Origin of the sequence: Azospirillum melinis (genome assembly GCF_013340935.1) — a bacterium.
In the GTDB taxonomy this organism is placed as follows: domain Bacteria; phylum Pseudomonadota; class Alphaproteobacteria; order Azospirillales; family Azospirillaceae; genus Azospirillum; species Azospirillum melinis.
Genome location: NZ_WHOS01000037.1, coordinates 42420 through 68181, shown reverse-complemented (window position 1 = coordinate 68181; position 25762 = coordinate 42420). Strand labels below are relative to the sequence as shown.

Genomic DNA, 25762 nt, shown 5'->3' with positions numbered 1-25762 from the left:
ATGACCGGAATGAGGGCTCTTCGCTGGATGATCGGGGGTGCCGCCATCGCGGCGCTCGGCACGACCCTGTGGTTTGCGACACGGCCGCCGCCGCTGACCGTCCAGGGGGAGGTGTCGGCCGACCGGGTCGACATCAGCCCCCGCGTTTCCGGCCGCGTCGCCAGACTGGCCGCCGACACCGGGGACAGGGTGGCGCGCGGGACCGTGCTGGTCGAGCTGGAAAGCCCGCAGCTGGTGGCGGCGCTGGCCGCCGCCCAGGCGGCGCTCGGCGTGGCCAGGGCCGATCTCGACCGGGTCAACAGCACGCGGGCCGAGACCATCACCGCCAGACGGGCCGATCTGGCCTCGGCGGAGGCCGACGTCACCCTCTATCAGGACAATTACGGCCGGCAGGCCCAGCTCATCCGCTCGGGCAACACCCCGCAGGCCCGGCTCGACGAGGCGGCGCGCAATCTGGAGGCCGCCGTTCGCAAGCGCGAATCGGCAGAGGCCGCCCTGCATCTCGCCGTCACGGGCGCCAGCCCGGAGGAGCGCGCCCTCGCCGCCGCCCAGGTCAAGCAGGCGGAGGCCGCACTCCGCCAGCGGTCCGTCGATGTGGAGGAGCTGGTCGTCCGCGCGCCGATGGATGGCCAGATCACCACCAGGGTGGCCGAGCCGGGCGAGAATTTCAGCGCCGGCGCGCCGCTCTTCTCCATGGTGGACATCGCGCACCCGTGGTTCACCTTCAACCTGCGCGAAGATCTGCTGACCGGCTTGGCCGTCGGCGACGGCTTCCGGGTCACCGTTCCCGCCCTCAAGTCGGCGGAGCTCCCGGTGCGGGTGACGACGATCAACGTCCAGGGGCAATACGCGACGTGGCGGGCGACCCGCGCCACCGGCGATTTCGATCTGCGGACCTTCGAGGTCCGGGCCGTCCCGGCCGAACCGGTGGAAGGGCTGCGGCCGGGAATGAGCGCCATCTGGGTCCGGCAGGGGCATTGAGATGCGGCCCCGCACCGGGCTGCGTCCCGGCTTCCTGCTGGTCTTCCGGCGTGAACTGGTCTGGCTGCGCCGGCGCCGTCCCGGTCTCTTGGTGCTGGTGACCCTTCTGCCGCTTGGCCTGATGGGGCTGCTGACGGCGATTTTCAGCGCCGGTCTCGCCACCCGCCTGCCGGTCGCCGTACTCGACCTCGATGGCTCCGACCTGTCGCGCGCCATCGTTCGCACCGTGGACGCCACGCCCGATGCCGCGGTGGCGCAGCGCGTCGCCGACCTTGCCGAAGGGCGCCGGCTGATCCTGTCCGGCGCCGTCCACGGGCTGCTGATGATCCCGCGCGACCTGGAGCGGGACGTGAAGGCCGCCCGGCGGCCGGAAATCGTGTTCTTCTACAACACCCAGACGCTGACCACCGGCAACCTCGTCCTCCGCGGGGTCAACAATGCCGTCCCGACGGTGGCGGCCGGCATCCGCCTGTCGCTGCGCACGGCCCAGGGCCAGCCGACGGATGCCGCCCAGGCCTCGCTGGCGCCGATCCCGGTGCAGGTCCATGGCCTGTTCAATCCCACCATGAACTACACCCATTTCCTGCTGGCGGCCCTGTTGCCCAGCCTGCTTCAGGTCGTGGTGGTGGTGGCGTCCGCCTACTCGGTCGGGCTGGATGTCGAGACGCGGCACCGTCTGGCGATCCTGCGTCGGCTCGGCGGCGGGCTGTGGCCGGCGATGGCGGGGAAGGTGCTTCCGTACACGATCCTGTCCCTGATGGTTCTGGGCATCGCCGACTCCGTCCTGTTCGGCGTGCTGGACCTGCCGTTGCGCGGCCAGCGGGGCATCCTGCTCCTCGCGGGCATCCTGTTCCTGCTGGCCTGCCAGCTGCTCGGCGTCCTGCTGGCGCTGCTCCTGCGCTCCACCGCCATGGCGGTCAGCATCGGGACGCTGCTGACCGCGCCGGCCTTCGGCTTCATGGGCATCGGCTTTCCGCGCCTCGGCATGGGTGGTTTCGCCCAGGGCTATGGGGCGCTGCTGCCGGGAACCTGGTACCTGACGGCACGGATCGACCAGACCGTCCGCGGCACACCGTCCGACCTGTCCTGGCCTCCGGTGCTGGTCCTCGCCGCTTTCGTGATCGGGCTGGCCGGGCTGACCGCATGGCGGCTGGAGGGGCTGCGCGCCCGGCGTCGGCGAGCCGGCAGCGGGCACAGCATGGCGGTTCACGGCGGGAATGCGTCATGAGGGTGGTCGCCATGAGAGCGGTCTTCGCCGTGTTCCGGCACGAACTCCGCCGCATTTTCACCGTGCGGCCGGTCTTTGCCGTGTTCATCCTCGGGGCGGCGATCTATGCCGCGTTCTATCCACAGCCCTACCTCAACGAGGCGCTGCGCAACGTCCCCATCGTGGTGGTGGACCGCGACGGGACCAGCAGCAGCCGGGAGATGGTCCGCCGGCTCGACGCGACCTCCGACGTCAGTGTCGCCCTGGTGCTGCCCGACCTCCCCAGCGCCCAGCGCGCCGTCTATGAACGCACAGTGTCGGGCATCCTGCTGATCCCCCTGAATTTCGAGCGCGACCTGCTGCATGGGCGGCCCTCCCCGGTCGCTCTCTATGCGGACGCCAGCTATTTCCTGATCTATCAGCGGATTGCCGGGGCCGTCTCGGCGGTGGCAAGGACGCTGGGGGCGGAGGTCGAAAGCGCGCGGCTGGTCGCTGCCGGCGTCGATCCGGCACTGGCCGGTGCCGTCGTCGACCCGATGCCGCTGACGGCGGTGCCGCTGTTCAATCCGCAGGGAGGCTATGCGACCTATCTGCTGCCGGCGGCCTTCGTCCTGATCCTGCAACAGCTTTTGCTGATCGGAACCGGCCTGCTCGGCACCATCCCCGACCCTGGCCCCGACCAGCCGAGGGCGGGGCCGCTGGCGACGGTCACCGGCAAATACATGGCCTATCTGGTGCCCGAGGCCCTGATCCTGCCCTTCTACCTGATCGCCCTGCCCTACCTGTACGGCATCCCGCGCCTGGGCTCGCCCGCGACAATTCTCCTCTTCGCGCTGCCGTTCGTCCTCGCCGTCAGCGGCCTGGGCCTGATCGCCTCGGCGGTCTTCCGCACCCCGCTCGCGGTGCAGCTCGCCACCGCGGCGGTCGGATTGCCCGTCTTCTTCCTGGCGGGCTTTGCCTGGCCGCAGGAGGCGATGCCGGACGCGGTCCGGCTGATCGCCCGGCTGCTGCCCAGCACATCGGCAATCGACGGGCTTGTCCGCACGGCCCAGCTCGGGGCGTCCCTCTCCGAGGTGGCCGAACCCTTCCTGACCTTGTGGACCCTGGCCGGACTCTATGGCGCGATTGCCGTTGCGCTCGCAGCCCGGCGTGGAGCCCCCGCCCCTCGGCTCGGTCATGTCGACAGGCGCAGATAGAAGGTCGGCAGCACCTCCGGCAGCTTTTCGGCGCGGTCGATCACCATGACGTTGCGCGCTCCGAACATCCGGGTCAGGTACTCGCGGCCCTGGGGATCGAGCCCGATCACGAAGCAGTCGATCCCCCGCGCCGCCAGCCCCAGCACGGCGCGGCGGGCATCGTCCAGCAGATAGCGGCGGTCGGCGACGTCGATGTCCGACGGCTCGCCGTCGGTCACCACCAGCAGCAGCCGGCGATGGGTCGCCTGCCGGTCCAGCAGCCGGCCGGCATGGCGCAGCGCGGTGCCGAGCCGGGTGGACAGACCGGCCTTCAGTCCGGCCAGCCGCGCCCTGGCCGCATCGTCGTAGGGCTGCTGGAACCCCTTGATCCTGTAATAGCTGACATCCCGCCGCCCGTTGGAGCGGAAGGCATGGATGGCGAAGGGATCGCCCAGCCCGTCCAGCGCCTGGGCGAACAGCGTCGCGGCCTCTCGCTCCACCGACAGCACGCTGCGCCCGCCTCCGGCAACCGGATCGCCGGTCGAGGCGGAGACATCGAGCAGCAGCAGGACCGACAGGTCGCGGTTGCGGCGGACAAGCACCTCATGCACCCGCGGATCGGGAGCCTCGCCGCGGCGGTGGCTGACCATCGCATCGATGCAGGCGTCCAGATCCATGCGGTCGCCCTCCGGCCGGCGGCGCAGCCGCACCGGCCGGCTGACCTTGGCCGAGCGGACCAGCGCGGTCAGCCGGTCGGCGGTCGTGCGATGACGCTCGACGATGCGGGCGATGTCGGCGGGGTCGCCAAGCTCGGTCCGCCGTTCGTTCAGCACCACCCAGTCGGGCCGGTCGATGCCGACGCGGTAGTCCCATTCCGGATAGTGCCACGGCGGGGCGGTGATCTCCTCCTCCCCCACCGCGCGGGCGGGCACATCGGTGGCGGACAGCCGCGCCGGGGTGGCCCCCTCCCCCAACTGCTCGTCGGGCCGGCCGTGGTCGCGTTCCTGCTGTTCGGTGCGGAAGGCTTCGAACACGGTCTCGGCGTCGCTGGGCGGGGTCGGCGGCGCCTCGCCATGGTCCCACAGGCCGAGGTTGTCGTCGCGGTAGGCCGGCTCGACGACATAGTCCTTGGAATTGAACTGCACCCGCATCTGGCCGAGATCGTTGCCCAGCAGCCCGCCGATCCGCCGGCTGAGCGCCGGGCTGTCCCACTCGCCCTCCGCCTCGAAGAACAGCCGCCTGCCCTTGGCGACCCAGGCATCGTCGTCGCGATAGTCGGGGTCGATCAGCGCACGGGCCAGCCGCGCCATCAGGGCGGGCGCGGTCCCGGCGCCGTCCGGCCCGGCGACGTGGAAGGACCGCCAGACCCGGAGCAGGCCGGGATGCTCGCGCATCGCCAGTTGCTCGACCCGGGCATCCTCGATCAGCGAGACGAGCGCCAGCTGCAACGGCTTCAACCCGGCGGCCGGGAAGCGCGGACCGGTGAAGCGCAGATGCGCCCCGGCATGGACCAGGGCGGCGCGGAACAGCGCGCCGGAGCGGCGGCCATCGACGCCGCGGAAGCTTCCGGGCATCCAGATCAGTCCGTCCGACAGGCTGACCCGCCGTGGCGGGTTGCCAGCCGCATCCGGCCTGGCATGGCGGATCGGCACCCGCAACCGCCACAGCGCGACCAGATAGGCGACCAGCCGGCGCTCGACGGAGGAAAAGGCGGTGTCGGCGGGAATTTGGCCAGCGGGAAACTGGCGCGATTGGTCGTCCGGCATTCGGTCTCCAGTCCTCTCGTCCTCTCCCCGGACAGGGAGGGGTCAGGCAATCGCCGCCGACACGGCGGCGGAGAAGGCGTCCCGCACGTCGGCGTCGTCGGTGATCGGCAGCACCAGCGCGATCCGGCAGGCGGTCTCCAGCGCGATCCCCTGCGCCGCCAGCCGGCCGGCATGGATCAGCATGCGGGTGGACACCCCCTCCTGAAGCCCATGGCCCTTCAGGTTGCGCGAGCTTGCGGCGATGCGGACCAGCAGGGCCGCGGTGCCGGCGGCGACGCCCGATTCATGGGCGACGATCTCCGCCTCCACCGCCGCGTCCGGATAGCCGAACTCGATGGCGGCGAAGCGCTGCTTGGTCGATTCCTTCAGATCCTTCAGGACGCTCTGGTAGCCGGGGTTGTAGGAGATCACCAGCTGGAAGTCCGGATGGGCCTGGACCAGCTCGTTGCGCTTCTCCAGCGGCAGGATACGGCGGGCGTCGGTCAGCGGGTGGATGACGACGGTGGTGTCCTGGCGGGCCTCGACGATCTCGTCGAGATAGCAGATCGCGCCATGCCGCACCGCCTGGGTCAGTGGCCCGTCGTGCCAGACCGTGCCGCCGGGATCGAGCAGGAAGCGCCCGACCAGATCCGACGCGGTCATGTCCTCGTGGCAGGCCACCGTCACCAGCGGCCGGCCGAGACGCCATGCCATGTGCTCGATGAAGCGGGTCTTGCCGCAGCCGGTGGGGCCCTTCAGCATCATCGGCATGCGCGCCGCATAGGCGGCCTCGAACAGCGCCACCTCCCCGGCGACCGGCCGGTAATAGGGCTCCTCCGGAATCCGGTGTGCATCCAGCGCCATCGGCGCGTCTCCTTGTTGTTGATTTCGCTCCGCAGAAAGGCGGCGGGCGTCTCCCGACCCCCGCCGCATATCTCCGGGTGCTTCAGCGATGCAGGGCGGTTTCCGGGTTGGGGATGCCGTCGATGGGGCATTCCTCGGTGCCGACGGTGCCGCGGGTCATCGCCTCGACCCGCGCACGGGTGCCTTCCGGATCGTTGACCCAGTCATGGTAGAAGCTGTAGGCGCAGGCTGCCTCGCCCTTCGAATCCTCGCCGGAGTTGATCTTGCCGGTGTAGCCGCGGTGGACCAACTTGAAGAGGTGGTTCTGCGACTGCATGTTCTTGCGCGCGTCGCGGATCAGCGAGGTGGAGAGCTGGGCGTACTGGATGCCGTTCTCCTCGGTGCCGCACTCGCCCAGCGTCCGGCCGTCGAAGCCGATGATGGCGGAATGGCCGAAATAGGAATAGACCCCGTCGAAGCCGGCGGCGTTCGCCACCGCGACATAGGTGTTGTTGGCCCAGGCCATCGCCTTGGACATGATGACCTGCTGTTCCTTGGCCGGATACATGTAGCCCTGGCAGCGGACGATCAGTTCGGCGCCCTTCATGGCACAGTCGCGCCAGATCTCCGGATAATTGCCGTCGTCGCAGATGATCAGGCTGATCTTCAGCCCCTTCGGCCCTTCGGTGACGAAGGTGCAGTTGCCGGGATACCAGCCCTCGATGGGCACCCACGGCATGATCTTGCGGTATTTCTGGACGATCTCGCCCTTGTCGTTCATCAGGATCAGCGTGTTGTAGGGCGCCTTGTGCGGGTGTTCCTCATGCCGCTCGCCGGTCAGGGAGAAGACGCCCCAGACCCTGGCCTTGCGGCAGGCGTCAGCGAAAATCGCGGTCTCGTCACCGGGGACCGACGAGGCGGTCTCGTACATCTCCTTGGAATCGTACATGATCCCGTGGGTCGAATATTCTGGGAAGATCACCAGATCCATGCCCGGCAGGCCGATCTTCATGCCCTGGACCATCTCCGCGATTTTGCGGGCGTTGTCGAGGACTTCGGCCTTGGTGTGCAGGCGCGGCATCTTGTAGTTCACGACCGCGACGCCGACGGTGTCCTTGCTGCTGGAAATATCGCCGTGCAACATGGTGCATTCCCTTTCTGGTCTGTGGATCGATAAGGAGGGGGCGTTCCGACCCGGCGCGAGGCTGGACGGCGAACCCCTTGTTTCAGGGTTGGAGATGCGGCCCGGACGGCGCCTAGACCGCCATGTGCCGGTGCACCAGATCGTCGGTCAGGCTCTCCGTCGGCCCGTGGGCGGCGACGCGCCCCTTGTCGAGCATCAGGAAAAGGTCGGAGGCCTGCCGGGCGAACCTCACATTCTGTTCGACCAGCACGACAGTGATGCCGTACTGGCGGTTCAGGGTCATGATCACGTTTTGGATCTGCTCGACGATGTTGGGCTGGATGCCCTCGGTCGGCTCGTCCAGCAGCAGGACCTGCGGTTTCGCCGCCAGCGCCCGCGCGATCGCCAGCTGCTGCTGCTGTCCGCCGGACAGGTCGCCGCCCTTCCGGTTCAGGTTGTCCCGCAGATAGGGAAACATCTCGAACACCAGGGGCGGGATCTCGCGCTTGCCGTCCGGACGGGCGAAGCTGCCCATCAGGATGTTCTCACTGATGGTGAATTTGCCGACGATGCCGCGCCCCTGCGGGACATAGCCGATGCCGAGACCGGCGCGGCGGTGGGTCGGCTCGCTCCGGATGTCGCTGCCGCCCAGCCCAATCCGGCCGGTGACCCGGTCGGTCAGCCCCATGACGGTCCGCATCAGCGTGGTCTTCCCCACCCCGTTGCGGCCCAGCACGCTGAGCAGGCTGCCCCTGGGCACCGCGAAGCTGACATTCTGCAACACCGGGCTGCTGCCGTAGAAGGAATAGACGTCGGTCATGTCAAGCATGGGAGATGCCCCCGCTTCCAAGATAGGCCTCGCGCACCTTGGGATCGTTCTCCACCTGCCGGATCGATCCTTCGGAAAGGCGCCTGCCCTGGTGCAGCACGGTGATGGTCTCGGCGATCTCGCGGACGAAGCCCATGTCGTGCTCGACCACGATCAGCGTGTGCCGGCCGCGCAGCCGCTGGAAGATGCGCGAGGTCTTGCCGGTCTCCTGGATGGTCATGCCGGCGGTCGGCTCGTCCATCAGGATCAGGGCGCTGTCCTGGACCAGGAGCATGGCGATCTCCAGCCATTGCGTCTGGCCGTGCGACAGGAAGGCGGCCCTGGTGTCCAGCTCGTCGGCCAGCTCGACGATCTCCAGCACCTCGGCGATGCGCCGGTCGAGGCGGAGGCCGGGGAACAGGCGGATCGTCCGGGCCGGGCCGGGGTGCCGGGACTGCGCCACCTCCAGATTTTCGCGCACCGTCAGTTCCTTGAACACGCTGGGCACCTGGAACTTGCGCCCCACCCCGTGGCGGGCGCGCCGGTATTCCGGCGCCCGGGTGATGTCCTGCCCGTCGAGCAGGATGCGCCCGCCGGTCGGCTGGGTGCGCCCGCAGATCAGGTCCAGGGTGGTGGACTTGCCGGCCCCGTTGGCGCCCAGCAGGCAGCGCAGCTCCCCGCGCTCGACCGCCAGATCCAGGCCGTTGACCGCCTTGAAGCCGTCGAAGCTGACTTCCAGCCCGTGGAGTTCGAGATAGGCCATGAGGATCGTCTCCTTCAGCTCGGCGTGCGGCCGGCATGCGGCGCATCGGAAAGGGCGTCTGCAAGGACGGCATCCGCCTTGGGACCGGCCGGGCGGGTCAGGCGGTCCGACAGGATGCCGATCAGGCTCGACAAGCCGTTGGGCAGGAAGACCACGACCAGGATGAACATGCCGCCGAGGATCAGCTGCCAGGTGTCGAGGAAGCTCTCGGACAGGCTGCCCTGCATGAAGTTGACCAGGATGGCGCCGATGGCGGCCCCCAGCAGCGACCCGCGCCCGCCGACCGCCGCCCAGATCACCATCGACAGGCTGAGCGGCACCCCCATGAAGGTGGGCGAGGCGAATTCCAGCACCATGGCGTAGAGCATGCCGGCCAGCCCGGCCATGCCGGCCGACACCGCGAAGGCGAGCGACTGGTAGGCGGCAACGTCGTAGCCGAAGAAGCGCACCCGGTCGGCGTCGTTGCGGATGGCCTGGAGGATCAGCCCGGCCTTGCTGCGGGTGAAGGCGAGGCCGAGCAGCAGGCACAGCGACAGCGCCCCGGCGGACAGATAGTAGAAGGCCGGGCTGTAGGGATCGAAGGTGACGCTGCCGGCCTCCAGCCACGCCAGATCGGTGATTCCGTTGAAGCCGCCGGTGTAGGCCTGCTGGTCGATGAACAGCAGATTGACCACCGCCAGCATGGCGAGCGTGATGATGGCGACATAGACCCCGGCGATCCGGGCCCGGAACATGAAGGATCCCAGCAGCAGCGCCACCACCACCGGAGCCAGGATGCCGGCCGCCACCGCGAACAGGCTGGAATGGAAGGGCTGCCAGAACCAGGGCAGGTGATCGAGGTTGTTCCACACCATGAAGTCCGGCAGCCCGGCCGACCCGGTGTGGACCGGGCTGGTCTTCAGCTTCAGATGCATGGCGATGGCATAGGCGCCGATGCCGAAGCTGACCCCCTGCCCCAGGTTGAGGATGCCGGCATAGCCCCAGCTGAGCGCCAGCGCGGCGGCGGCGAGGCCGAGCGCCAGATAGCGGGCAAACTTGTTCAGCAGGAAGGCGTCGGTGACGATGCTGGGAACCGCCAGGATGACGGCGCAGAACAGCAGATAGGCGGCGAGCTGGGCGTAGGGCTTGCTGCGCGACAGAGTCGATTTCGACATGAGCGGGCTCCGGGCGACGGGACTGACCGGGGAACCGGCCCGGCTTTGAAGATCGGTTTGACGGATGGTGGCGGGCTGGTCGTCGGGGAACTGGACGCTGGTCATGGCCTTGGCCCTCCTCACCGGCGCCGCTGGTCGACGAACAGGCCCTGCGGACGGAAGCGGACCAGGACCACCACCGCCAGGAAGACCAGCGCCTTGGCCAGCGTGTCGTTCAGCAGAAAGGCGATGCCGGCGGTGCCGCTGCCGAGCAGGCCGGAACTGACCACCGTGCCGATCAGGCTGCCGACGCCGCCGACCACCACCACCATGAAGGCATCGACCACGAAGTTGGTGCCCATGTCCGGCGCCACGCTCTTGATCGGCGCCACCAGCGCCCCGGCCAGCCCGGCAAGGCCGGAGCCGAAGGCGAAGGTCAGGCTGTAGACCCTGGCGCTGTTGATGCCGTAGCAACTCGCCATCTCGCGGTTCTGGGTGACGGCGCGCAGCTTCATGCCGAACTCGGTGCGCTGGATGACGAACCAGGTCAGCGCCAGCAGGGCGGCGGTCAGCGCCAGGATGAACAGGCGGTAGCTGGGGATGCCGACCCCGGCGATGTCGATGCTGCCGGACAGGAACTCCGGCGTCTGGACATAGCGCAGCTCGGCCCCGGCGGACAGGCGCACCGCCTGTTGCAGCATGATGCCGATGCCCCAGGTCGCCAGGATGGTGTCGAGCGGCCGGTGGTAGAGGAAGCGGACCACCGTGCTCTCGACCACCCAGCCGGCCGCCGCCACCATGAAGAACACCAGCAGCAGGCAGGGGATCAGCGGCAGGCCGAACTGCGACTGGAGGAACCAGGTGCCGTAGGCGCCCAGCATGACGAACTCGCCATGGGCAAGGTTGATGACGCCCATCGCGCCGTAGATGATCGCAAGCCCGAGCGCCACCAGCAGCAGGATCGAGGCGATGCTGAGCCCGGTGAAGAGTTGACCGAAGAAAATATCCATAAGCCCCTCCGACGGGGAGGGCGTCGGGCGACGCCCTCCCCTGGCCGTTCATTGCTCACGCGCCCTTCAGGCCGTCCTTGGTGCAGCTCTGGCCCGGATAGGCCCAGTAGGGTTCCGGCTTCACCCAATCCGACGATTGCTGGATGACCTTGAACTGGCCGTCGGCCTGGGCCTGGCCGATCTTCGGCCACAGGTAGCAGTGCAAATTGTCGCCATCGACCTTCACCTTGCCCTGCGGCGCCATGATCTCCAGCCCCGCCGTGGCATCGCGGACGGCGATGGGAGTGATGTCGCCCTTGCCGATTTTCTCCACCGCCTTGCGGAACAGGTGCATCTGGAAATAGGCCGCCTCCGACACGAAGTGCGTCACCGACTCCTTGCCGAAGCGCTTCCGGTAATTCTCGACGAAGACCTCGTTCTCCTTGGACTGGTGGCCCATGAAGTAGGGCGCGGAGGTGAAGTGGCCGGCGGCATACTCGCCGCCCATCGCCGCGATCTCGACCTCCGACGTGGTCAGGCTCGCCATCGGCATTTTGTCCGGGCTGAACCCCGCCGCCTTGTACTGCTTGTGCAGCGCGATCACGCTGTCGCCGACCACGGTTGAGAAGATCACGTCCGGCTTGGTCTCGCGGAACTTGTTCAGCACCGAGCCGAATTCAGAATGGCCGAGCGGCACATACTCCTCGCCGACCACCTCGCCGCCCAGCTCCTTCAGCAGGATCTTGCAGACGTTGTTCTCTTCCTTGGGATAGATGTAGTTGGAGCCGATCAGGTAGAACTTCTTGCCGAAATTCTTGACCAGCCAGGGGATGAAGTCCTTCTGCTGCTGGTTGGGCACCGCCCCGGTGTACATGACGTTCTTCGAGCACTCGCGGCCCTCGTAGAGCGTCGGATACCAGTAGAGGTTCTTGCGCTTTTCGAAGACCGGCAGCACCGCCTTGCGCGATGCGGAGGTGTAGGAGCCGAAGACGCTGACGCACTTGTCGTTCAGCACCAGCTTGTTGGCCTTGTCGGCGAAGGTGGCGGGGTCGGAGGCCGGATCCTCGACGACCGCGGTGAGCTTCATCCCGTTGATGCCGCCGGCGGCGTTGATCTCATCGATGGCCATCAGGGTGGCGTTGTGCATCGACTTCTCGACGACCGCGGTGGTGCCGGTCAGCGAGAAGAGGACGCCGACCTTGATCTCGCCGTTCGCCGCCCAGGCGACGCCGCTGTCCTTGATCCAGATGTGCGGAAAGCCGACCGATCCGGCCACCCCGGCGACGGCCGTCGATTTCAGAAAATTACGCCGTGTGAAGGTCATGACGCGTTTCCTCCTCGTTTGCCTGCTTTTGCTGGTTCTTCGGCACGGGCAGGAGAGCGCACAAAAAAAGCCCCACCCAGGCCGGCGGCCTGCTGGGGCTTCATTGCCTCGGCACAAATCCCGGCGTCATCGGCGGGGGTGTGCCCGGTGCGGTCTCAAGTCGTGTCAGCTGATTTTAAAATACTCAACGAATGGTGGCGTCGATCATGCAGTATTGTTCTTTCCAGCGCCCAATGAGTGAGGCGCCGGGCAAAAAAGGCCGCTGCGCGACAAAGCATTCGTCGCGTCAATCAGCAGAGGGTTGATAGTCGAACTTATCCCTGCACAAACCTATCCATCGGCGTCCCTCGCATCTGTGGTGCCGGAGTGCGCGTCGGTACGTCAGGTTCAAGCACAAAAAAAGCCCCGGCAAGGCTGTCACACCTTCAGGGGCTTCATCGCCTGCCCGTCGATCCGACATCATTGGCGGACGCGGGCGATTTGCTTCACGTGCTTAGTAAGATGCACAGTGCGCCGCCTCACCGTCAACATCAAAAATGGTCAGCGGCTCGGATTTTCGGCCATGAGCATTTCGCTGGCGTCGATGATGGCGGCGGCGACCGCCTCGATGGTCGTCCGCCGGGCCATGGCGCGTTCGCGGATGAAGCGGTAGGCCTCCTCCTCGGTGATCCGCCGCTGCTCGATCAGGATCGCCTTGGCCTTGCTCACCTTCTTGATGCCGTCCAGCCGCTGCTCGACCTTGTGCAGGCGCTTGCGCATGCCGCGCTCGCCCTCCGCGGCGCGGTGGGCCATGAACATGGTGGTCAGCAGGCCGAAGGCGCGGATCGGCTTGCTGACGAAGCCGCGCACCCCGTAATCGACCAGGGCCTTCAGCACGGTCGGGCTCTCATAGTCGAGCACGGCGACGATGGGCGGCCCGTCGTCGGCGGTGGACCAGGACAGCCGTCCCTGTCCCGACAGCAGCTGGGTCATGTCGAGGAAGATCAGGTCGACACCGCTGGGGCGGTCCTTGGGCGGCGGCCATTCGGACCGGGCCTGGCAGCCGATGCGGTGGAGTTGGCGCAGCAGCTCCTCCGCCTCGGCGTCCTGCGGGTGGATGACCACCACGCGAAAGGAGCGGATATCGCGGAGCAGGTTGATCGACATGCGGCGTTCGCCCCGTTTGCAGTCAGACCGTGGCCTGCCGCCGCCAGCGGATGTCCGCCTCGTCGGCAGCGTTGTGATCGACCAGATACGGATCGGGCTTCACCGCCTCCGGCGAGTCCGCGACGATCTCGAACCGGCCATCCGCATCGACCCGGCCGACGCGCGGCCACAGGTAGGTGTGGTTGTTGTCAGGATCGATCCGCACCCGCCCCTGGGGCGCATCGAACTCCTGGCCGAAGATGGCGTCGCGCAGCCGGTCGGTGTCCATGCAGTTGGCGATGCGCAGGGCCTGGGCGAACAGATGGACCTGGAAATAGGCGGCCTCGCACGACGCGTTGGTCCGCTCCTGCTCCCCGAACCGCTCGCGGTAGCGGGCGACGAAGCGGCGGTTCGCCTCGCTGTCGATGGAATCGAAATAGGGGGCGGCGGTGACATGCCCGCGCGAGGCGGCGACGCCGATGTCGCTGATTTCCGCCTCGCTGGTGGTCAGGCTGGCAATCGGCATCCGCGCCGGATCGAACCCGGCCTCGGCATAGGCGTGGTAGAGGTGGGCGGTGGCGGCGCCGACCACCGTGGAGAAGATGAAGTCCGGCTGCTTGCGCCGGATGTCGCGGATGACCGGGGCGAAAGCCTTCTGCGTCGCATTCAGCGGCAGGTACTTTTCGGCGAGGATCTTGCCCGACCGCTGGAGCACCAGTTCCCGCATGATCCGGCTGGATTCATAGGGATAGATGTAGTCCGACCCCACCATGTAGACGCGGCTGCCATATTCCCGCGTCAGATAGTCGGCCAGCTGCCGGCCGTTCTGGTTGGGGGCGGCCCCGGTGTAGATGACGTTGCGCGAGCATTCGAACCCCTCATAGAGGGTCGAATAGAGCAGCAGCCCGTTGCGCCGCTCCACCACCGGCAGGATCGCCTTGCGCGTGCTCGACATATAGCAGCCGAACAGGACGCTGACCCGCTCTTCGGTCATCAGCCGTTCGGCGAGAACCGCGAACAGCGCCGGATCGGATTGCGGGTCCCGGACGACCGGCAGGATCTCCCGGCCGTTGACCCCGCCTCCGGCATTGATCTCCTCGATCGCCATCAGCGTGCCCTGGAGCTGGGTGCGTTCGATTCCCGCCGTGACCCCGGTCTGCGAGAACAGCACGCCGACTCTCCACGGTTCACCGTTCTTGGGGGTACAATCCATCTGCATCCACCTCTTCGTCACGCTCGCAGCCGCAATCCGCACCCAGGCCAACCGGTGGCGATCCGGTTGAAAATAAAACAAAAAAAGCCCCAATCAGGGCGGTCGGCCCGGATTGGAGCGCCATTGCTCCGGCCCGATCCATCACGTCGGGACCCGCTGAAACCCAGCTGCGGCCCCCTGGCGTGACGTCGGACAGATATGTGCATTCATACTATGACAAGGACGGATTGCTTGGCGACTCCTGTTTTGCCCGGCATCCGCTCAAAGGGCCGCTCACAGGGCCGCCACCCCCTCGCGCGTCAGGGTGACGGGCGAGGCATTGGGCGGCCACAGCAGGTCGGACTCGACCCCCATCCAGCGGCAGAGCACCGGCCAGGTGCCGGCATGGGCGACGATCAGCAGCGGGCCGCCGTCGCCGGGCACCGGCAGCCCGTCGAGCGCCGCGGTGACGCGGGCGCGGAAGCCGGTCAGGCTTTCTCCGTTCGGCACCTCCTCCCGCAGCAGGTCGGCCGGGATGGCGCCGCCTTCGAGATCGCCCCAGCGCCGCTCCTCCAGCCCGGCCACCGGGATCACCGGAACGCCCAGCGCCTCCGCCAGGATGCCCGCCGTCTCCAGGGCCCGGCGCTGCGGGCTGCTGTGGACCGCAGTCACCGACTGTCCCCCGGCGATCAGGCTGGCGGCGGCCTCCCGCGCCTGCGCCCGGCCCCGCTCGGTCAGCGCCACGTCCTTCGAGCCGGCGAGCCAGCCGCCGAGGTTGCTCTCGGTTTCGCCGTGCCGGCAGAAGATCACCGACCTCAGCATGACAGCCGCTCCGCCAGTTCGGCGAAGCCGCCGAGGATGCCGTCATGCGGCAGGCCGTCGAGCGGGACGCGGGCATAGCCGTAGGGAACCACAAGCACCCGCGCCACCCCGGCGGCGCGGGCGGCCGCCACGTCATGCTCGTTGTCGCCGACGAAGACGGTTTGCGCCGGTGCGACCCCCAGCCGCTCCAGCAGCCCCAGCACCGGCTCCGGCGACGGCTTGCGGGACGGGTAGCTGTCGCCGCCGACCACCGCGGCGAAACGGCCGGCGATGCCCAGATCGTCGAGCAGCCGCAGGGTGGCCGCCATCGGCTTGTTGGTGCAGACGCCGAGCCGCAACCCGGCCTCCGCCAGCCGGCCCAGCGTTTCGGCGACGCCGGGGTAGAGCGTGCTGTGGGCGCTGGGGTCGGCCTCGTAGATCGCCAGGAAGCGCTTGACGCAGCGGGCGGCCTCGTCCGGAGCCGGAACCCCGCCGGTGGCGGCCAGCACCCGCTCGACCAGCTTGGGCGCTCCATCGCCGACGAAGGAGCGCACCGCCGCCAGATCGACCGGCGGGCGCCCCAGCTCGGCGAGCAGGGCGTTGGAGGCATGCATCAGGTCGGCGACGCTGTCCACCAGCGTGCCGTCGAGGTCGAAGGCGACGGCGCGGATGGGGGAGCTGTTCACGGTATCGGTCACGATTGCGGCACCTTACTGGCGAAGGAAGCGGGCCTTGTCGGCCGCGAGGTCGAGGATGATCGGGGCATCCGGGGGGAGCAGAGCATCGCCCGCCTGATGCGGCGCGTCCACCTGAACCAGCTGTCCGCCGACATCCACCGCATAGCGGATCGACGCGCCGAGGAACTCGCGGTGGCGGACGGTGCCGGTCAGCCGGGAGTGTCCGGGCGCCGGGGGCTGGCCGTCGGCGCGGATGGCGAGGTTCTGCGGCCGGAACATCAGCTTGCCGCCGGTTCCAGTTCCCGCCTCCACCGCCGGCAGCGCCACCGGGGTGAAGCCGCTGCCGACGAAGGCGCGGCCCCCGGCTCCGTCGTCCCGAACCGTGCCGTCCAGCACGTTGGCGGTGCCGAGGAAGCCGGCGACGAACAGGTTCGCCGGATGGTCGTAGAGATCCTGCGGGGTGCCGACCTGCTGCACCCGCCCGTCCTCCATCACCGCGATGCGGTCGCAGATGGTGTTGGCCTCCTCCTGGTCGTGGGTGACGAAGATGGTGGTCAGGCCGAGCTTGCGCTGGAGGCTCAGCAGTTCCTGGCGCATCTGCACGCGCAGCTTGGCGTCGAGGTTCGACAGCGGCTCGTCGAGCAGCAGGATCTTCGGCTCGACCACCACGGTGCGCGCCAGCGCGACGCGCTGTTGCTGGCCGCCCGACAGCTGCGAGGGGCGGCGGTCGGCCAGATGCTTCAGCCCGACCAGTTCGAGGGCGGCGTCCACCCGCCGCTCGATCTCGGCGCGGGGAACGCGGCGCTCCTCCAGCCCAAAGGCGACGTTGCGGCGCACGGTCATGTGCGGCCACAGCGCGTAGCTCTGGAACACCATGCCGACGTCGCGCCGGTGCGGCGGCAGGCCGGAGATGTCGCGCCCGCCGATGCGGACCTCGCCGCGCTGGGCGGTGTTGAAGCCGGCGATCAGCCGCAGCAGCGTGGTCTTGCCGCAGCCCGAGGGGCCGAGGAAGGCGAAGAACTCGCCCGGCTTGATGGCAAGGTTGACGTCCTTCAGCACATGGTTGCTGCCGTAGGACAGGTTGACGCCCTCGATGTCGACGCCGACGCTCTGGATTTGCGCGGCGAGCGCTGCCGGGGAAAACTGGTGGTTCATGACGATGGTTTCCCTCAGTGGTCCTGGCCGCGGTCGCGGCGGCCGCGCTCGATGACGACGTGCGACAGGTAGGTGCCAAGCCCGACGATGATCACAGCGAAGATGCCCAGCGCCGCCCCCGGACCGCGCCCGGCCGCCGACTGCATGTAGACGTAGAGGCCGTAGGCCAGCGGCGCGTCGCTCTGCGAATGCACCAGCATGATGGTCGCCGACAGCTCGACCGCCGCGGTGGCGAAGCTGGTGACGAAGCCGGCCAGGATGCCGCCGGACATCAGCGGCACGACGATGCGCCCGACGGTGCGCAGCTTGGTGGCGCCGAGATTCTCGGCCGCCTCCTCCAGCGAGGAGCTGACCTGCTGCAGGGCGGCGGTGCAGGCGCGCAGCGCGTAGGGCAGACGGCGGATCGCCAGCGCGAAGACCAGGATCAGCCAGAAGTTGGACAGCGGCTGGCCGGTGAAGGGCATCGGCACGCCGTAGAAGCTGCGCAGATAGCCGATGCCCAGCACGACGCCCGGCACCGCCAGCGCCGCCATCGCGATGTAGTCCAGCCATTGCCGGCCCGGCAGCTTGGTGCGCAGGACCAGATAGGCGATGGCCGTGCCGATCACCACGTCGAGCAGCGCCGCCAGCGAGGCGTAGAGCAGCGTGTTGGTGATGTACTGCCCGCTCTCGGAGAAGACGGTGTGGTAGTGCTTCAGCGTGAAGGCGTCGGGCAGCGGGCTGAAGGACCAGATAGTGGCGAAGGACAGGAGGCCGAGCCCGACATGCGGCGCCAGCACCAGCACCAGAATCAGCAGCACGATGCCGTAGGCCGCCACCATCTCCAGCGGCTTCAGGCGCCGCTTGGCCAGACCGCCGCCGCCGCGCTGCACGGTGGCGTAGTCCTTGCCGCGCATCGCCAGCGCCGACACCCACAGCGCCAGCAGCGAGCAGGCGATCAGCACGACCGAGATGACGTAGCCCATCGGGTCGGCGATGCCGATGGAGGAGATGCGCAGGTAGGCCTGCGGCGCCAGCATGTCGTTGACGTTCAGCAGCAGCGGCGTGCCGAGATCGTCGAACACCTTGATGAAGACCAGCGAGGCGCCGGCGACATAGCCCGGCATCGCCAACGGGAAGACGATGCGGCGGAACAGGCGGAAGCCGTGGCAGCCGAGATTCTGCGCCGATTCCTCCATCGCCCGGTCGATGTTCTTCAGGCTGGCCGACAGGTTGATCAGGATGAAGGGGAAATAATGGATGCTCTGGACGAAGATGACGCCGTTCAGCCCCTCCATGAAGGGGATCGAGAAGCCGAAATGGTCGCGCAGCAGCAGGTTGACCGAGCCGTTGCGCCCGAACAGCAGCTGCATCGCCACCGCGCCGATGAAGGGCGGCATGATCAGCGGAATGATGCCCAGGCTCTGGATCAGCACCGAGCCGCGGAACTCGAAGCGTGTGGTCAGGTAGGCAAGCGGCAGCGCCAGCAGGCTCGCCACCACCACCGACATCGCCGAGACGTAGAAAGAGTTCCAGAACGACCGCATGAACAGGTCGTTCTGGAAGAAGTCGGCGAAGTTCACCAGGGTGAAGGCGCCGGTCGTCTTGTCCTGGAAGGCGACGAAGATGACCTGGACCACCGGAACGACAAGGAACAGCAGCAGGAATGCGGCGATCAGCAGCGCGGCCAGCGCCGGCCCCGGCCGCACGCGCGCGATGCGGTCGCGCGTGAGCGCAAGTGACGTCATGGAAAGGCCTGTCGGCTGAGGAGAAAGGAGGGGACGCGACCGGCGCGTCCCCCATGCACGGCGCGCCGGCCCGTCAACGCGCCAGGGCAGCCGCCTCGTCGGCCTTCTTGCGGGCGTTGGCGTAGTTCTCCTTGGCGAAGGCGGCCCACTTCTGCTCGACCTGCGCCTGACGCTCCGGCACCGCGTCCTTGGCCGACTTGCGCTCCACCGTGAAGGCGCCGGCCAGCTGCGGGTCGGCGGCCTGCTCCGCCGTCACCGGCATGGCGGCGACGAGGTCGCGCGCCTCGCCCAGCAGGGCCTTGGCCTTGTCGTTCGGCTTCTTGGCGAGCGCCGCCTCGGCCTTGTGGATGGCCTGGGTCGCCGCCTTGAGGTCGTCGAGCTGGAAGGTGACGAGCTGGTCGAACAGCGCGTCCACCACATTGTAACGGGCCTGCGAGACGTTGACGTCGAAGTTCACCTGGGCGCCCAGCGACTTGTCCTTGAACGGGTTGGGATAGCCGGCGGGGGCCTTCTCGTAGGTGACCGGGTTGACCGGCAGGCGGCGGATCGCCGGTTCCAGCAGGACCTCCTGCCCCTTGGGCGACAGCAGGAAATCGACGAAGCCCTCGGCGGCGGCCTTGTTGGGGGCGTTCTTCACGACGCCGACATTGGCCGGGACGATGGTGGTGACGGTCGGATAGACGAACTCCACCGGGAAGCCCGAAGCCTGCGACGACAACGCGAAGAAGTCGATGACGATGCCGACGCCGAAGGCGCCGGAATTCACCCCGTCCGGCACGCCGAAGCTGCGCTCGGTGATGGTGCGGTAGTTGCCGGCCATCTCCTTGTTGGTGCGCCAGCCCTTTTCCCAGCCCTCGCCCTGGAGGATCGTCTCGATGGTCAGGTGCGTCGTGCCGGAGCGCGACGGGGCGGAGATCGCGACATGGTCGTAATAGGCCGGCTTGGTCAGGTCGGCCCATTCCTTGGGGATCGGCAGGTCGTTGGCCTTCATGTAGCGGCTGTTCCACATGATGCCGTAGCCGGACGCGGCGAAGCCGGCATACATGCCCTCGGGATCGTTGACCGGATAGGCGCCGACCTTCTCGGGAATCCCTTCCACCTTGGGCTTGTAGGGCTGGAGCAGCCCGGCGCCCTTCAGCACCTCGAAGGCGTCGGGGGCCGACGCCCAGAACAGGTCGACGCCGTTGTTGGACGCGGTTTCCTGGAGATACTTCACGCCCGCGTTGGTGTTGCGGTTCAGGATCTCGACCGTGACCTTGGGGTTCGCCTTCTGGTAGGCCTGCTGGAAGGCGGTCGTCATGTCCTTGGGGAAGGAGGTGACGATGACCAGCTTGCCGCTGGCGTCCTGCGCGAAAGCGGCGGTGCCGGACAGCAGCAGGACGGCCAGGGCGGCGGCGGCGTTGCGCAGGCTGCGGGTGACGGTGCGCGAGGTGCGAAGCATGGGTGTTGTCCCTCCCTTGATGTCTTATGCTCGCTCCTTCAGCAATCGGCATGCCAGACGGTCAGCCCTTGCATGCTCTGGCTTCGCACCGCATCGATGGGTCAGGACGGGAACATCGCCCGGCTTTCCTGGGTAATGCGGGGAACATCCACGGCCCCCCGCTTTTTCACTCCTCCGCGAAATCGTCCCGGCTCAGCCCGTGGTGGCGCATCTTCAGGTACAGGGTCTTGCGGGTGATCCCCAGCCGCTCCGCCGTCTCGCCGACCCGGCCGCCGCAGCGGGCCAGCGCGTCCTCGATCAGCTGCTTCTCGACGCGGTCGAGCCGGTCGGCCAGCGGCTCGATCTCCGCCGATCCGGCCATGCCGGCGGTTGCGGCGGTGACGCCGACCGGTGCCAGCCCGTCGCCCAGCCCGAGCGCCACCCGCTCGGCGACGTTGCGCAGCTCGCGGACATTGCCGGGCCAGCCATGGGCGGCGAGGCGCGCCAGCAGGACGGGATCGAGCGGCGGCGGGTTCCGGCGCGACCGCGCCAGAGCCGCGTCGAGGAAATGGCGGAACAGCAGCGCCACGTCGCCGCGCCGTTCGCGCAAGGGCGGCAGCGGCACGGTGACGACGTTCAGGCGGTAATAGAGATCCTCGCGGAACTTCCCCTCCGCCGCCAGCCGCAGCAAATCCACCTTGGTCGCCGCCACCACCCGCAGATCGAGCGGGATCGTCCGGTTGCCGCCGATCCGCTCGATCGCCCGCTCCTGCAGCACGCGCAGCAGCTTGACCTGGAGATGCATCGGCATGCTCTCGATCTCGTCGAGGAACAGGGTGCCGCCCGCCGCATATTCCAGCTTGCCGATGCGCCGCGCCTGCGCCCCAGTGAAGGCACCCGGCTCATGGCCGAACAGCTCGCTCTCGATGATGGTGTCGGGCATGGCGCCGCAGTTCAGCGCCACGAAATTGCCGGCGCGCCGCCGCCCGCCCTCGTGCAGGCTGCGCGCGACCAGCTCCTTCCCCGTCCCGGTCTCGCCGAACAGCAGCACGTCGACCTCGGCGTCGGCGAGGTTCGCCACCGCGGCCCGCAGATGCTCGATGGCCGGCGAACGGCCGATGATCCGCCCCTCCGGCCCGCCTTCCGCCAGCTGCGCCCGCAGGCGGCGGTTCTCCAGCACCAGCCCGCGATGGGCAAGGGCGCGCCGCACCACCTCGACCAGATGGTCGGGCTCGGCCGGTTTCTCGATGAAGTCGTAAGCACCCTCGCGGACCGCGCGCATCGCCATGGCGATGTCGCCATGGCCGGTGACCAGCACCACCGGCACCTCGGCATCCGCGGCGCGCACCCGCTCCAGCAGGGCGAAGCCGTCCATCCCCGGCATGCGCACGTCGGTCACCACCACGCCGGGCCAGGAGGCGCCGAGCCGGGCCAGCCCCGCCTCCGGCTCCGTCACCGCCTCGACGGCGAAGCCCTCCAGCTCCAGCGTCTGGCGGCTGGAATCGAGCACTTCCGCATCGTCGTCGATCAGCAGGACGGTCATGAGCAGGACTTTCACGCACGGGTCAGGGTGAGGACGAAGGCCGTTCCATCGGGGCCGCTCTCGGCCACCGACAGCACGCCGCCGAAGTCGCGGACGATGTTGTAGGAGATCGACAGGCCGAGACCCAGCCCCGTCCCCACCGGCTTGGTGGTGAAGAAGGGATCGAAGATCTGGGCGACCGGATCGGCGGCGATGCCGGACCCGCTGTCGCGCACCTCGATGCGGACGGCGCCGCCCTCCTCCCCGTCTTCCCCCTCATCGACAATCCCGGCGCGGATCAGGATGCGGCGCACCGGCGCGCCGGCCACGGCGTCCAGCGCATTGCTCAGCAGATTGACCAGCACCTGCTCCAGCCGCACCTCCTCGGCGCGGACCCGCAAGGGCGTGCCGGAGGCGGGATCGGCGTCCGGCAGCGCCAGCTCGACCGCGACCGCCTCCTCGCGCAGGCGGTTGCCGAACAGCGACAAAGCACCCTGGATCACCGGCGCCAGCTCCACGGCACCCAGCCGGCTGTCGGGACGGCGGGCGAAGCGCTTCAGATGGTTGGTGATGTTGGCCATGCGGGCCGTCAGGTCGGCGATCTTGCCGAGATTGCCCTCGGCCTCCTCCACCCGGCCCAGCCCGATCAGCTTGCGCCCGTTGTGGGCGTAGGACCGGATGGCGGCGAGCGGCTGGTTCAGCTCGTGCCCGACCCCGGCGGCGAGCTGGCCGAGCGCCGCCAGCTTGCCGGCCTGCACCAGCTCCGCCTGCGCCTCGCGCAGCTCGCGCTCGGTGCGCTGGTGTTCGGCGATGGCACGCTCCAGCCGGTCGTTGGTGGCGCGCAGGTCGGTGGTGCGCTCCTGCACCGTGCGCTCCAGCACATGCTGGGCCTCCAGCCGCTCGGTCATGTCGGTGAGGGTGACGATGAAGCGCTGCCGCTGGCGCCGCCAGAAGGGACGGACGCCGACCTGCACCGGAACCGCGCCGCCGTCCGGACGGCGCCCGGTCGCCAGGATGGACAGGGTGGGCGCCGGACCGCCGGCACCGGCGGGCATCTGGGCGTGTGGCACCTGGGCGAAGAAGGCCGCTACGCGGGCGGCGCCCTCCGCATCCAGCCGGTCGGCGAGGCGCCCGGCTTCCCCCTCGCCCTCGCCTTTACGGGCCCTGCCGCCGGGTGGCGGCGCGATCAGCGCGGCGGCGAGCGGGTTGACGAATTCGATCACGCCCTGCGCGTCGGTGATCGCCAGCCCGGCCTGGGCATTGTCGATGATCGCCTGGGCGTTCGCCTCCTCCACCGCGATGGCGGTGTCGCGGAAGACCAGCAGGGCCGCCGCCATGTCCGCCAGCTCGTCGCCGCCGCCGAGCGGAATGTCGGCCTTGAGGTCGCCGGCGGCGATGGCGCGGGCGGCATCGCCCAGCCGGGTCAGCCGGGAGATCAGGTTGCGGTTGACGTAGAGCCAGGCCACCAGCACCGCCACCAGCAGGCTGACCAGCGCACTCGCCAGCAGGGCGGAGCGGCCGAACGCCACCGCCCCGGCGGAGCGGGCGGCGGCGGCGCGGGAATCCTGCTCCACCGCCTGGACCTGCCGGGCGATCAGCCCGTTCAGCCGGGCGACGATGTCGCGGTTCTCCGCCAGCAGGGACTGTCCGTGCGCCGCCGTCTCCAGCTCCTCCCGGCGCAGCGCCGGCACGCTGCCGTCCGCCCCGCGCGCGAGGTCGAGAAGCTGGCCCACCAGCTGCCGCAGCGAGACGCCGTCCGCCCAGCCGGCCAGCGCCGTCAGGTCGCGTTGCAGCCGGTCGGCGGTCTCGTCCAGGAAGCCGGCATTGTCGTCGAGCAGCTCCGCCGTGGCGAGCGTCGCCGCCCGCGCGACCAGCCCGACCGCGAGGTTGCCGTTGGCGCCGATCTGCAACAGCGCCTCGCTGCGCCGGTTCTCCTCGCGCAGGATGCGGACGGCATCGGCCGACGGCCTGCCGCTCTCCACCGAGGCGAGCGCGCTCTGGATGTTGAAGCGGGCGTCGGCGACCAGCGGATCGATCTCGTCGAGGAAATCGGCATGCAGCCAGCGCAGCCGTTCGATGGCCTCCTGGTTCCGGCGGGCGAGCGCCAGCCTTTGGCGCACCGTGCCGTCCAGCTCCGCCAGATTGCGGCCGAGCGAGTCCACCACCGGGCGCAGGCCGGGAACGCCGCCTTCGATGGCGCCGGTCAGCGCCCTCAGGGTGGTCAGGCGGCGGCCGAGCGCGTCACGGATCGCGTCCATCTCGTCCTCGGTCCGGCTGCCGGCCAGGATCGGCGCGGTGGCGATGATGGCGCCGCCCTCCTCCGCCAGCTTGGCGGCGACGCCCAGGGCCGGCAGGTGGCTTTCGGCGAACTCGTCCAGCGTGCCGCCCAGCCGGTCGTAGGACAGCCAGCCGAGCGCGCAGGCCACCACCGACAAGGTGGCCACTGCAACGAAGGCCAGGAACAGCCGGACCCGGATGCCGAAGCGCAGCCTGCCCAGGCCATTCCCCGGGCCTGCTGCCAGGTTGCCGGAGGGCGTCGCCAGCGCGCTCACGGCCAGACCCCTTCGCCGGCCGCCGCGCGCAGGATCACCAGCGCGCGTTCCGCTGCCGATAGCGCCGTTTCCAGCCGGTCCTGCGAAAAGGCGCGCCATTCCTCCTCCAGCTCGCCCTGCCGGGCGGACACCGGCATGCCGCGCGCCGGCCGGCGCAGGGCGGTGGAGAAGGCCGGGTCGATGGCCTGGGCGGCATCGACCGGAACCGCCGTCGCCGCCTCGCGGGCCGTGCGCAGCAGGTCGCGCGCAGTCGGATCGGGCGTGGCCGCGAGACGGCTCTCGCCCTGATGGATCAGGTGCCAGACGCGGTTGAGCGTCTTCACGCGGAAGGTGATCAACTCGTCGAACAGCAGATTGACCAGCTCATAGCGGCGGCCGGACAAAGCGCGGTCGAAGAGGAACAGGTCGTCGCCGGTCTCCCGCGCGTATGGGAGCGGATAGCCGGCGGGTGCCGCGGCGTAGGCGTCGGGACGGACCGGCAGGCGCCCGATGTCGGGGCGCAGCATCAGGGCCTGCCCGGCCGGCGACAGCAGGAAATCGATGAACAGGTTCGCTCCGGCCGGATTGGGGGCGGTGCGCAGGATCGCCACGCTGGCCGGCAGGAACACGCCGTCGGCCGGATAGGCAAAGCGCAGACTGCCGTTGTCCGGTGTGGTGTCTCCCTGCTCCCCGCCCTCGCGCGGCCCGGACTCCTGCCTCGTCCCCTGCCCCAGGAAATCGATGGCCAGCCCGATGCCGAAGCGCCCCTTGCCGACACCCTCCACCACGCCATAGCTGCGTGCCGTCACGGTCGCCAGATTGCCGGCGATCTCCAGCCATGTCGCCCAGCCGCGCTCCCAGCCATGGAGTTGCAGCACCGTCTCCACCATCAGATGCATGGTGCCGGAGCGCGACGGCGAGGTGATGCCGAGATGCCGGGCATAGCCGGGCCGGCGCAGATCCTCCCAGCGGCGCGGGGCGGCTATGCCGTGCCGGTCCAGATAGGACTGGTCCCAGATCAGCCCGTATCCCGACAGCGCGAAGCCGAGATACAGGCCGTCGGGGTCGTCGATGGGCTGGTTGCCGACGGTCGCCGGGGCGCCGGTCGGACTCGGCGAAACGGGCGCCAGCAGCCTAGCGGCCTTCAGCACCTCGAAGGCATCGGGGGCCGAGGCCCAGAAGATGTCGACGTCCTTCGCCACGCGATCCTGCAACTGGGTGATCGCCGCGGTCGTCTTGGTGTTGATCACATACAGGCGCCGGTCGGGATAAGCCTGCTCGAACGCGTCGCGCACCGGCTCGTAGAAGGCGGCTGGAAAAGAGGTCAGGACGGTGATCGCCTCCGCCCCGCCCGGCAGCTCCTGGCCGGAAGCCCCGGCACCCGGCAGCAGCAGGGCCATGCCCGCCAGCGTGCGCACCACCCAAACGCCAAGACGACCGACCATGCTTGCGTCCACCACCAACGACTCTGGATTCGGGACAGCTTGCATGCGGCAGTATTGTTTCGATAGCCAGCAAAAT

At 68.9% G+C, this 25762-nt stretch carries 21 protein-coding genes; 3 read left to right on the top strand and 18 right to left on the bottom strand.

Translation table 11 applies throughout. The features are described from left to right. The 3 genes from GBZ48_RS23825 to GBZ48_RS23815 all read left to right on the top strand — a co-directional run. Positions 1-981 (top strand): HlyD family secretion protein (locus GBZ48_RS23825; RefSeq protein ID WP_174473285.1); only part of this gene is annotated, 981 nt, incomplete at its 5' end. A 1-nt stretch (position 982) separates the two neighbouring features. Continuing rightward, positions 983-2209 (top strand): ABC transporter permease, encoded by a 1227-nt coding sequence (locus GBZ48_RS23820; RefSeq protein ID WP_174473284.1) that lies wholly within the window; start codon positions 983-985, stop codon positions 2207-2209. Continuing rightward, a complete protein-coding gene (locus tag GBZ48_RS23815) occupies positions 2206-3384 on the top strand; it encodes an ABC transporter permease (protein WP_246307419.1) in 1179 nt (392 codons plus the stop codon). Before GBZ48_RS23820 ends, GBZ48_RS23815 begins: the two co-directional genes overlap by 4 nt. On the opposite strand, the gene GBZ48_RS23810 is transcribed toward GBZ48_RS23815, so the two are convergent. From GBZ48_RS23810 to GBZ48_RS23725, 18 genes are all read right to left on the bottom strand, one after another. Further along, complete coding sequence (locus tag GBZ48_RS23810) at positions 3363-5129, bottom strand: nitric oxide reductase activation protein NorD (RefSeq protein ID WP_174473283.1); 1767 nt, start codon at positions 5127-5129, stop codon at positions 3363-3365. The two genes, GBZ48_RS23815 and GBZ48_RS23810, sit on opposite strands and share 22 nt — an antisense overlap. Before the next feature lie 42 nt (positions 5130-5171). Next, positions 5172-5972 carry a CbbQ/NirQ/NorQ/GpvN family protein gene (locus GBZ48_RS23805; RefSeq protein WP_098737881.1) on the bottom strand — a complete coding sequence of 267 codons (801 nt, stop codon included), beginning with the start codon at positions 5970-5972 and terminating at the stop codon, positions 5172-5174. 82 nt (positions 5973-6054) lie between these two features. After that, on the bottom strand, positions 6055-7095 hold the full coding sequence (locus GBZ48_RS23800; protein WP_174473282.1) for an aliphatic amidase: 1041 nt from the start codon (positions 7093-7095) through the stop codon (positions 6055-6057). 112 nt (positions 7096-7207) lie between these two features. Beyond that, on the bottom strand, positions 7208-7903 hold the full coding sequence (gene urtE, locus GBZ48_RS23795; RefSeq protein WP_174473281.1) for an urea ABC transporter ATP-binding subunit UrtE: 696 nt from the start codon (positions 7901-7903) through the stop codon (positions 7208-7210). Continuing rightward, positions 7896-8645: an urea ABC transporter ATP-binding protein UrtD gene (gene urtD / locus GBZ48_RS23790; RefSeq protein ID WP_174473280.1), complete on the bottom strand. Its 750-nt coding sequence runs from the start codon at positions 8643-8645 to the stop codon at positions 7896-7898. Before urtD ends, urtE begins: the two co-directional genes overlap by 8 nt. A gap of 14 nt (positions 8646-8659) precedes the next feature. Next, the gene (gene urtC / locus GBZ48_RS23785; RefSeq protein WP_209798291.1) at positions 8660-9904 is read right to left on the bottom strand and encodes an urea ABC transporter permease subunit UrtC; all 1245 of its coding nucleotides are present in this window, start codon (positions 9902-9904) and stop codon (positions 8660-8662) included. A 14-nt stretch (positions 9905-9918) separates the two neighbouring features. Further along, a complete protein-coding gene (urtB, locus tag GBZ48_RS23780; protein ID WP_109046886.1) occupies positions 9919-10788 on the bottom strand; it encodes an urea ABC transporter permease subunit UrtB in 870 nt (289 codons plus the stop codon). Positions 10789-10843: 55 nt separating this feature from the next. Then, a complete protein-coding gene (locus tag GBZ48_RS23775) occupies positions 10844-12091 on the bottom strand; it encodes a transporter substrate-binding protein (RefSeq protein WP_174473279.1) in 1248 nt (415 codons plus the stop codon). Positions 12092-12631: 540 nt separating this feature from the next. Then, positions 12632-13237 (bottom strand): ANTAR domain-containing response regulator, encoded by a 606-nt coding sequence (locus tag GBZ48_RS23770; protein WP_174473278.1) that lies wholly within the window; start codon positions 13235-13237, stop codon positions 12632-12634. A 22-nt stretch (positions 13238-13259) separates the two neighbouring features. Next, positions 13260-14429, bottom strand: coding sequence for a transporter substrate-binding domain-containing protein (locus tag GBZ48_RS23765; RefSeq protein WP_174473277.1), 1170 nt, complete (start codon positions 14427-14429; stop codon positions 13260-13262). Between the two features lie 273 nt (positions 14430-14702). Next, on the bottom strand, positions 14703-15230 hold the full coding sequence (locus tag GBZ48_RS23760; RefSeq protein WP_174473276.1) for a histidine phosphatase family protein: 528 nt from the start codon (positions 15228-15230) through the stop codon (positions 14703-14705). Further along, complete coding sequence (gene gph, locus GBZ48_RS23755; RefSeq protein WP_174473275.1) at positions 15224-15907, bottom strand: phosphoglycolate phosphatase; 684 nt, start codon at positions 15905-15907, stop codon at positions 15224-15226. The genes GBZ48_RS23760 and gph overlap by 7 nt, the downstream gene beginning before the upstream one ends. Positions 15908-15919: 12 nt before the next feature. After that, positions 15920-17041 (bottom strand): ABC transporter ATP-binding protein, encoded by a 1122-nt coding sequence (locus GBZ48_RS23750; RefSeq protein WP_174473274.1) that lies wholly within the window; start codon positions 17039-17041, stop codon positions 15920-15922. Between the two features lie 14 nt (positions 17042-17055). Further along, positions 17056-18768, bottom strand: coding sequence for an ABC transporter permease (locus GBZ48_RS23745; protein ID WP_174473273.1), 1713 nt, complete (start codon positions 18766-18768; stop codon positions 17056-17058). A 73-nt stretch (positions 18769-18841) separates the two neighbouring features. Beyond that, the gene (locus tag GBZ48_RS23740; protein ID WP_174473272.1) at positions 18842-20209 is read right to left on the bottom strand and encodes an extracellular solute-binding protein; all 1368 of its coding nucleotides are present in this window, start codon (positions 20207-20209) and stop codon (positions 18842-18844) included. Positions 20210-20375: 166 nt separating this feature from the next. After that, complete coding sequence (locus tag GBZ48_RS23735) at positions 20376-21731, bottom strand: sigma-54-dependent transcriptional regulator (RefSeq protein ID WP_174473271.1); 1356 nt, start codon at positions 21729-21731, stop codon at positions 20376-20378. Positions 21732-21742: 11 nt separating this feature from the next. Continuing rightward, positions 21743-24262 carry an ATP-binding protein gene (locus GBZ48_RS23730; RefSeq protein WP_343049638.1) on the bottom strand — a complete coding sequence of 840 codons (2520 nt, stop codon included), beginning with the start codon at positions 24260-24262 and terminating at the stop codon, positions 21743-21745. Beyond that, positions 24259-25686, bottom strand: coding sequence for an ABC transporter substrate-binding protein (locus GBZ48_RS23725; protein ID WP_246307418.1), 1428 nt, complete (start codon positions 25684-25686; stop codon positions 24259-24261). The genes GBZ48_RS23730 and GBZ48_RS23725 overlap by 4 nt, the downstream gene beginning before the upstream one ends. Between the last annotated feature and the right edge of the window lie 76 nt (positions 25687-25762).

Coding starts and splice junctions, on each gene's coding strand:
- GBZ48_RS23820 (WP_174473284.1), top strand. CDS start 983: ATGCGGCCCCGCACCGGGCTGCGTCCCGGCTTCCTGCTGGTCTTCCGG.
- GBZ48_RS23815 (WP_246307419.1), top strand. CDS start 2,206: ATGAGGGTGGTCGCCATGAGAGCGGTCTTCGCCGTGTTCCGGCACGAA.
- GBZ48_RS23810 (WP_174473283.1), bottom strand. CDS start 5,129: ATGCCGGACGACCAATCGCGCCAGTTTCCCGCTGGCCAAATTCCCGCC.
- GBZ48_RS23805 (WP_098737881.1), bottom strand. CDS start 5,972: ATGGCGCTGGATGCACACCGGATTCCGGAGGAGCCCTATTACCGGCCG.
- GBZ48_RS23800 (WP_174473282.1), bottom strand. CDS start 7,095: ATGTTGCACGGCGATATTTCCAGCAGCAAGGACACCGTCGGCGTCGCG.
- urtE (WP_174473281.1), bottom strand. CDS start 7,903: ATGCTTGACATGACCGACGTCTATTCCTTCTACGGCAGCAGCCCGGTG.
- urtD (WP_174473280.1), bottom strand. CDS start 8,645: ATGGCCTATCTCGAACTCCACGGGCTGGAAGTCAGCTTCGACGGCTTC.
- urtC (WP_209798291.1), bottom strand. CDS start 9,904: ATGACCAGCGTCCAGTTCCCCGACGACCAGCCCGCCACCATCCGTCAA.
- urtB (WP_109046886.1), bottom strand. CDS start 10,788: ATGGATATTTTCTTCGGTCAACTCTTCACCGGGCTCAGCATCGCCTCG.
- GBZ48_RS23775 (WP_174473279.1), bottom strand. CDS start 12,091: ATGACCTTCACACGGCGTAATTTTCTGAAATCGACGGCCGTCGCCGGG.
- GBZ48_RS23770 (WP_174473278.1), bottom strand. CDS start 13,237: ATGTCGATCAACCTGCTCCGCGATATCCGCTCCTTTCGCGTGGTGGTC.
- GBZ48_RS23765 (WP_174473277.1), bottom strand. CDS start 14,429: ATGGATTGTACCCCCAAGAACGGTGAACCGTGGAGAGTCGGCGTGCTG.
- GBZ48_RS23760 (WP_174473276.1), bottom strand. CDS start 15,230: ATGCTGAGGTCGGTGATCTTCTGCCGGCACGGCGAAACCGAGAGCAAC.
- GBZ48_RS23750 (WP_174473274.1), bottom strand. CDS start 17,041: ATGAACCACCAGTTTTCCCCGGCAGCGCTCGCCGCGCAAATCCAGAGC.
- GBZ48_RS23745 (WP_174473273.1), bottom strand. CDS start 18,768: ATGACGTCACTTGCGCTCACGCGCGACCGCATCGCGCGCGTGCGGCCG.
- GBZ48_RS23740 (WP_174473272.1), bottom strand. CDS start 20,209: ATGCTTCGCACCTCGCGCACCGTCACCCGCAGCCTGCGCAACGCCGCC.
- GBZ48_RS23735 (WP_174473271.1), bottom strand. CDS start 21,731: ATGACCGTCCTGCTGATCGACGACGATGCGGAAGTGCTCGATTCCAGC.
- GBZ48_RS23725 (WP_246307418.1), bottom strand. CDS start 25,686: ATGGTCGGTCGTCTTGGCGTTTGGGTGGTGCGCACGCTGGCGGGCATG.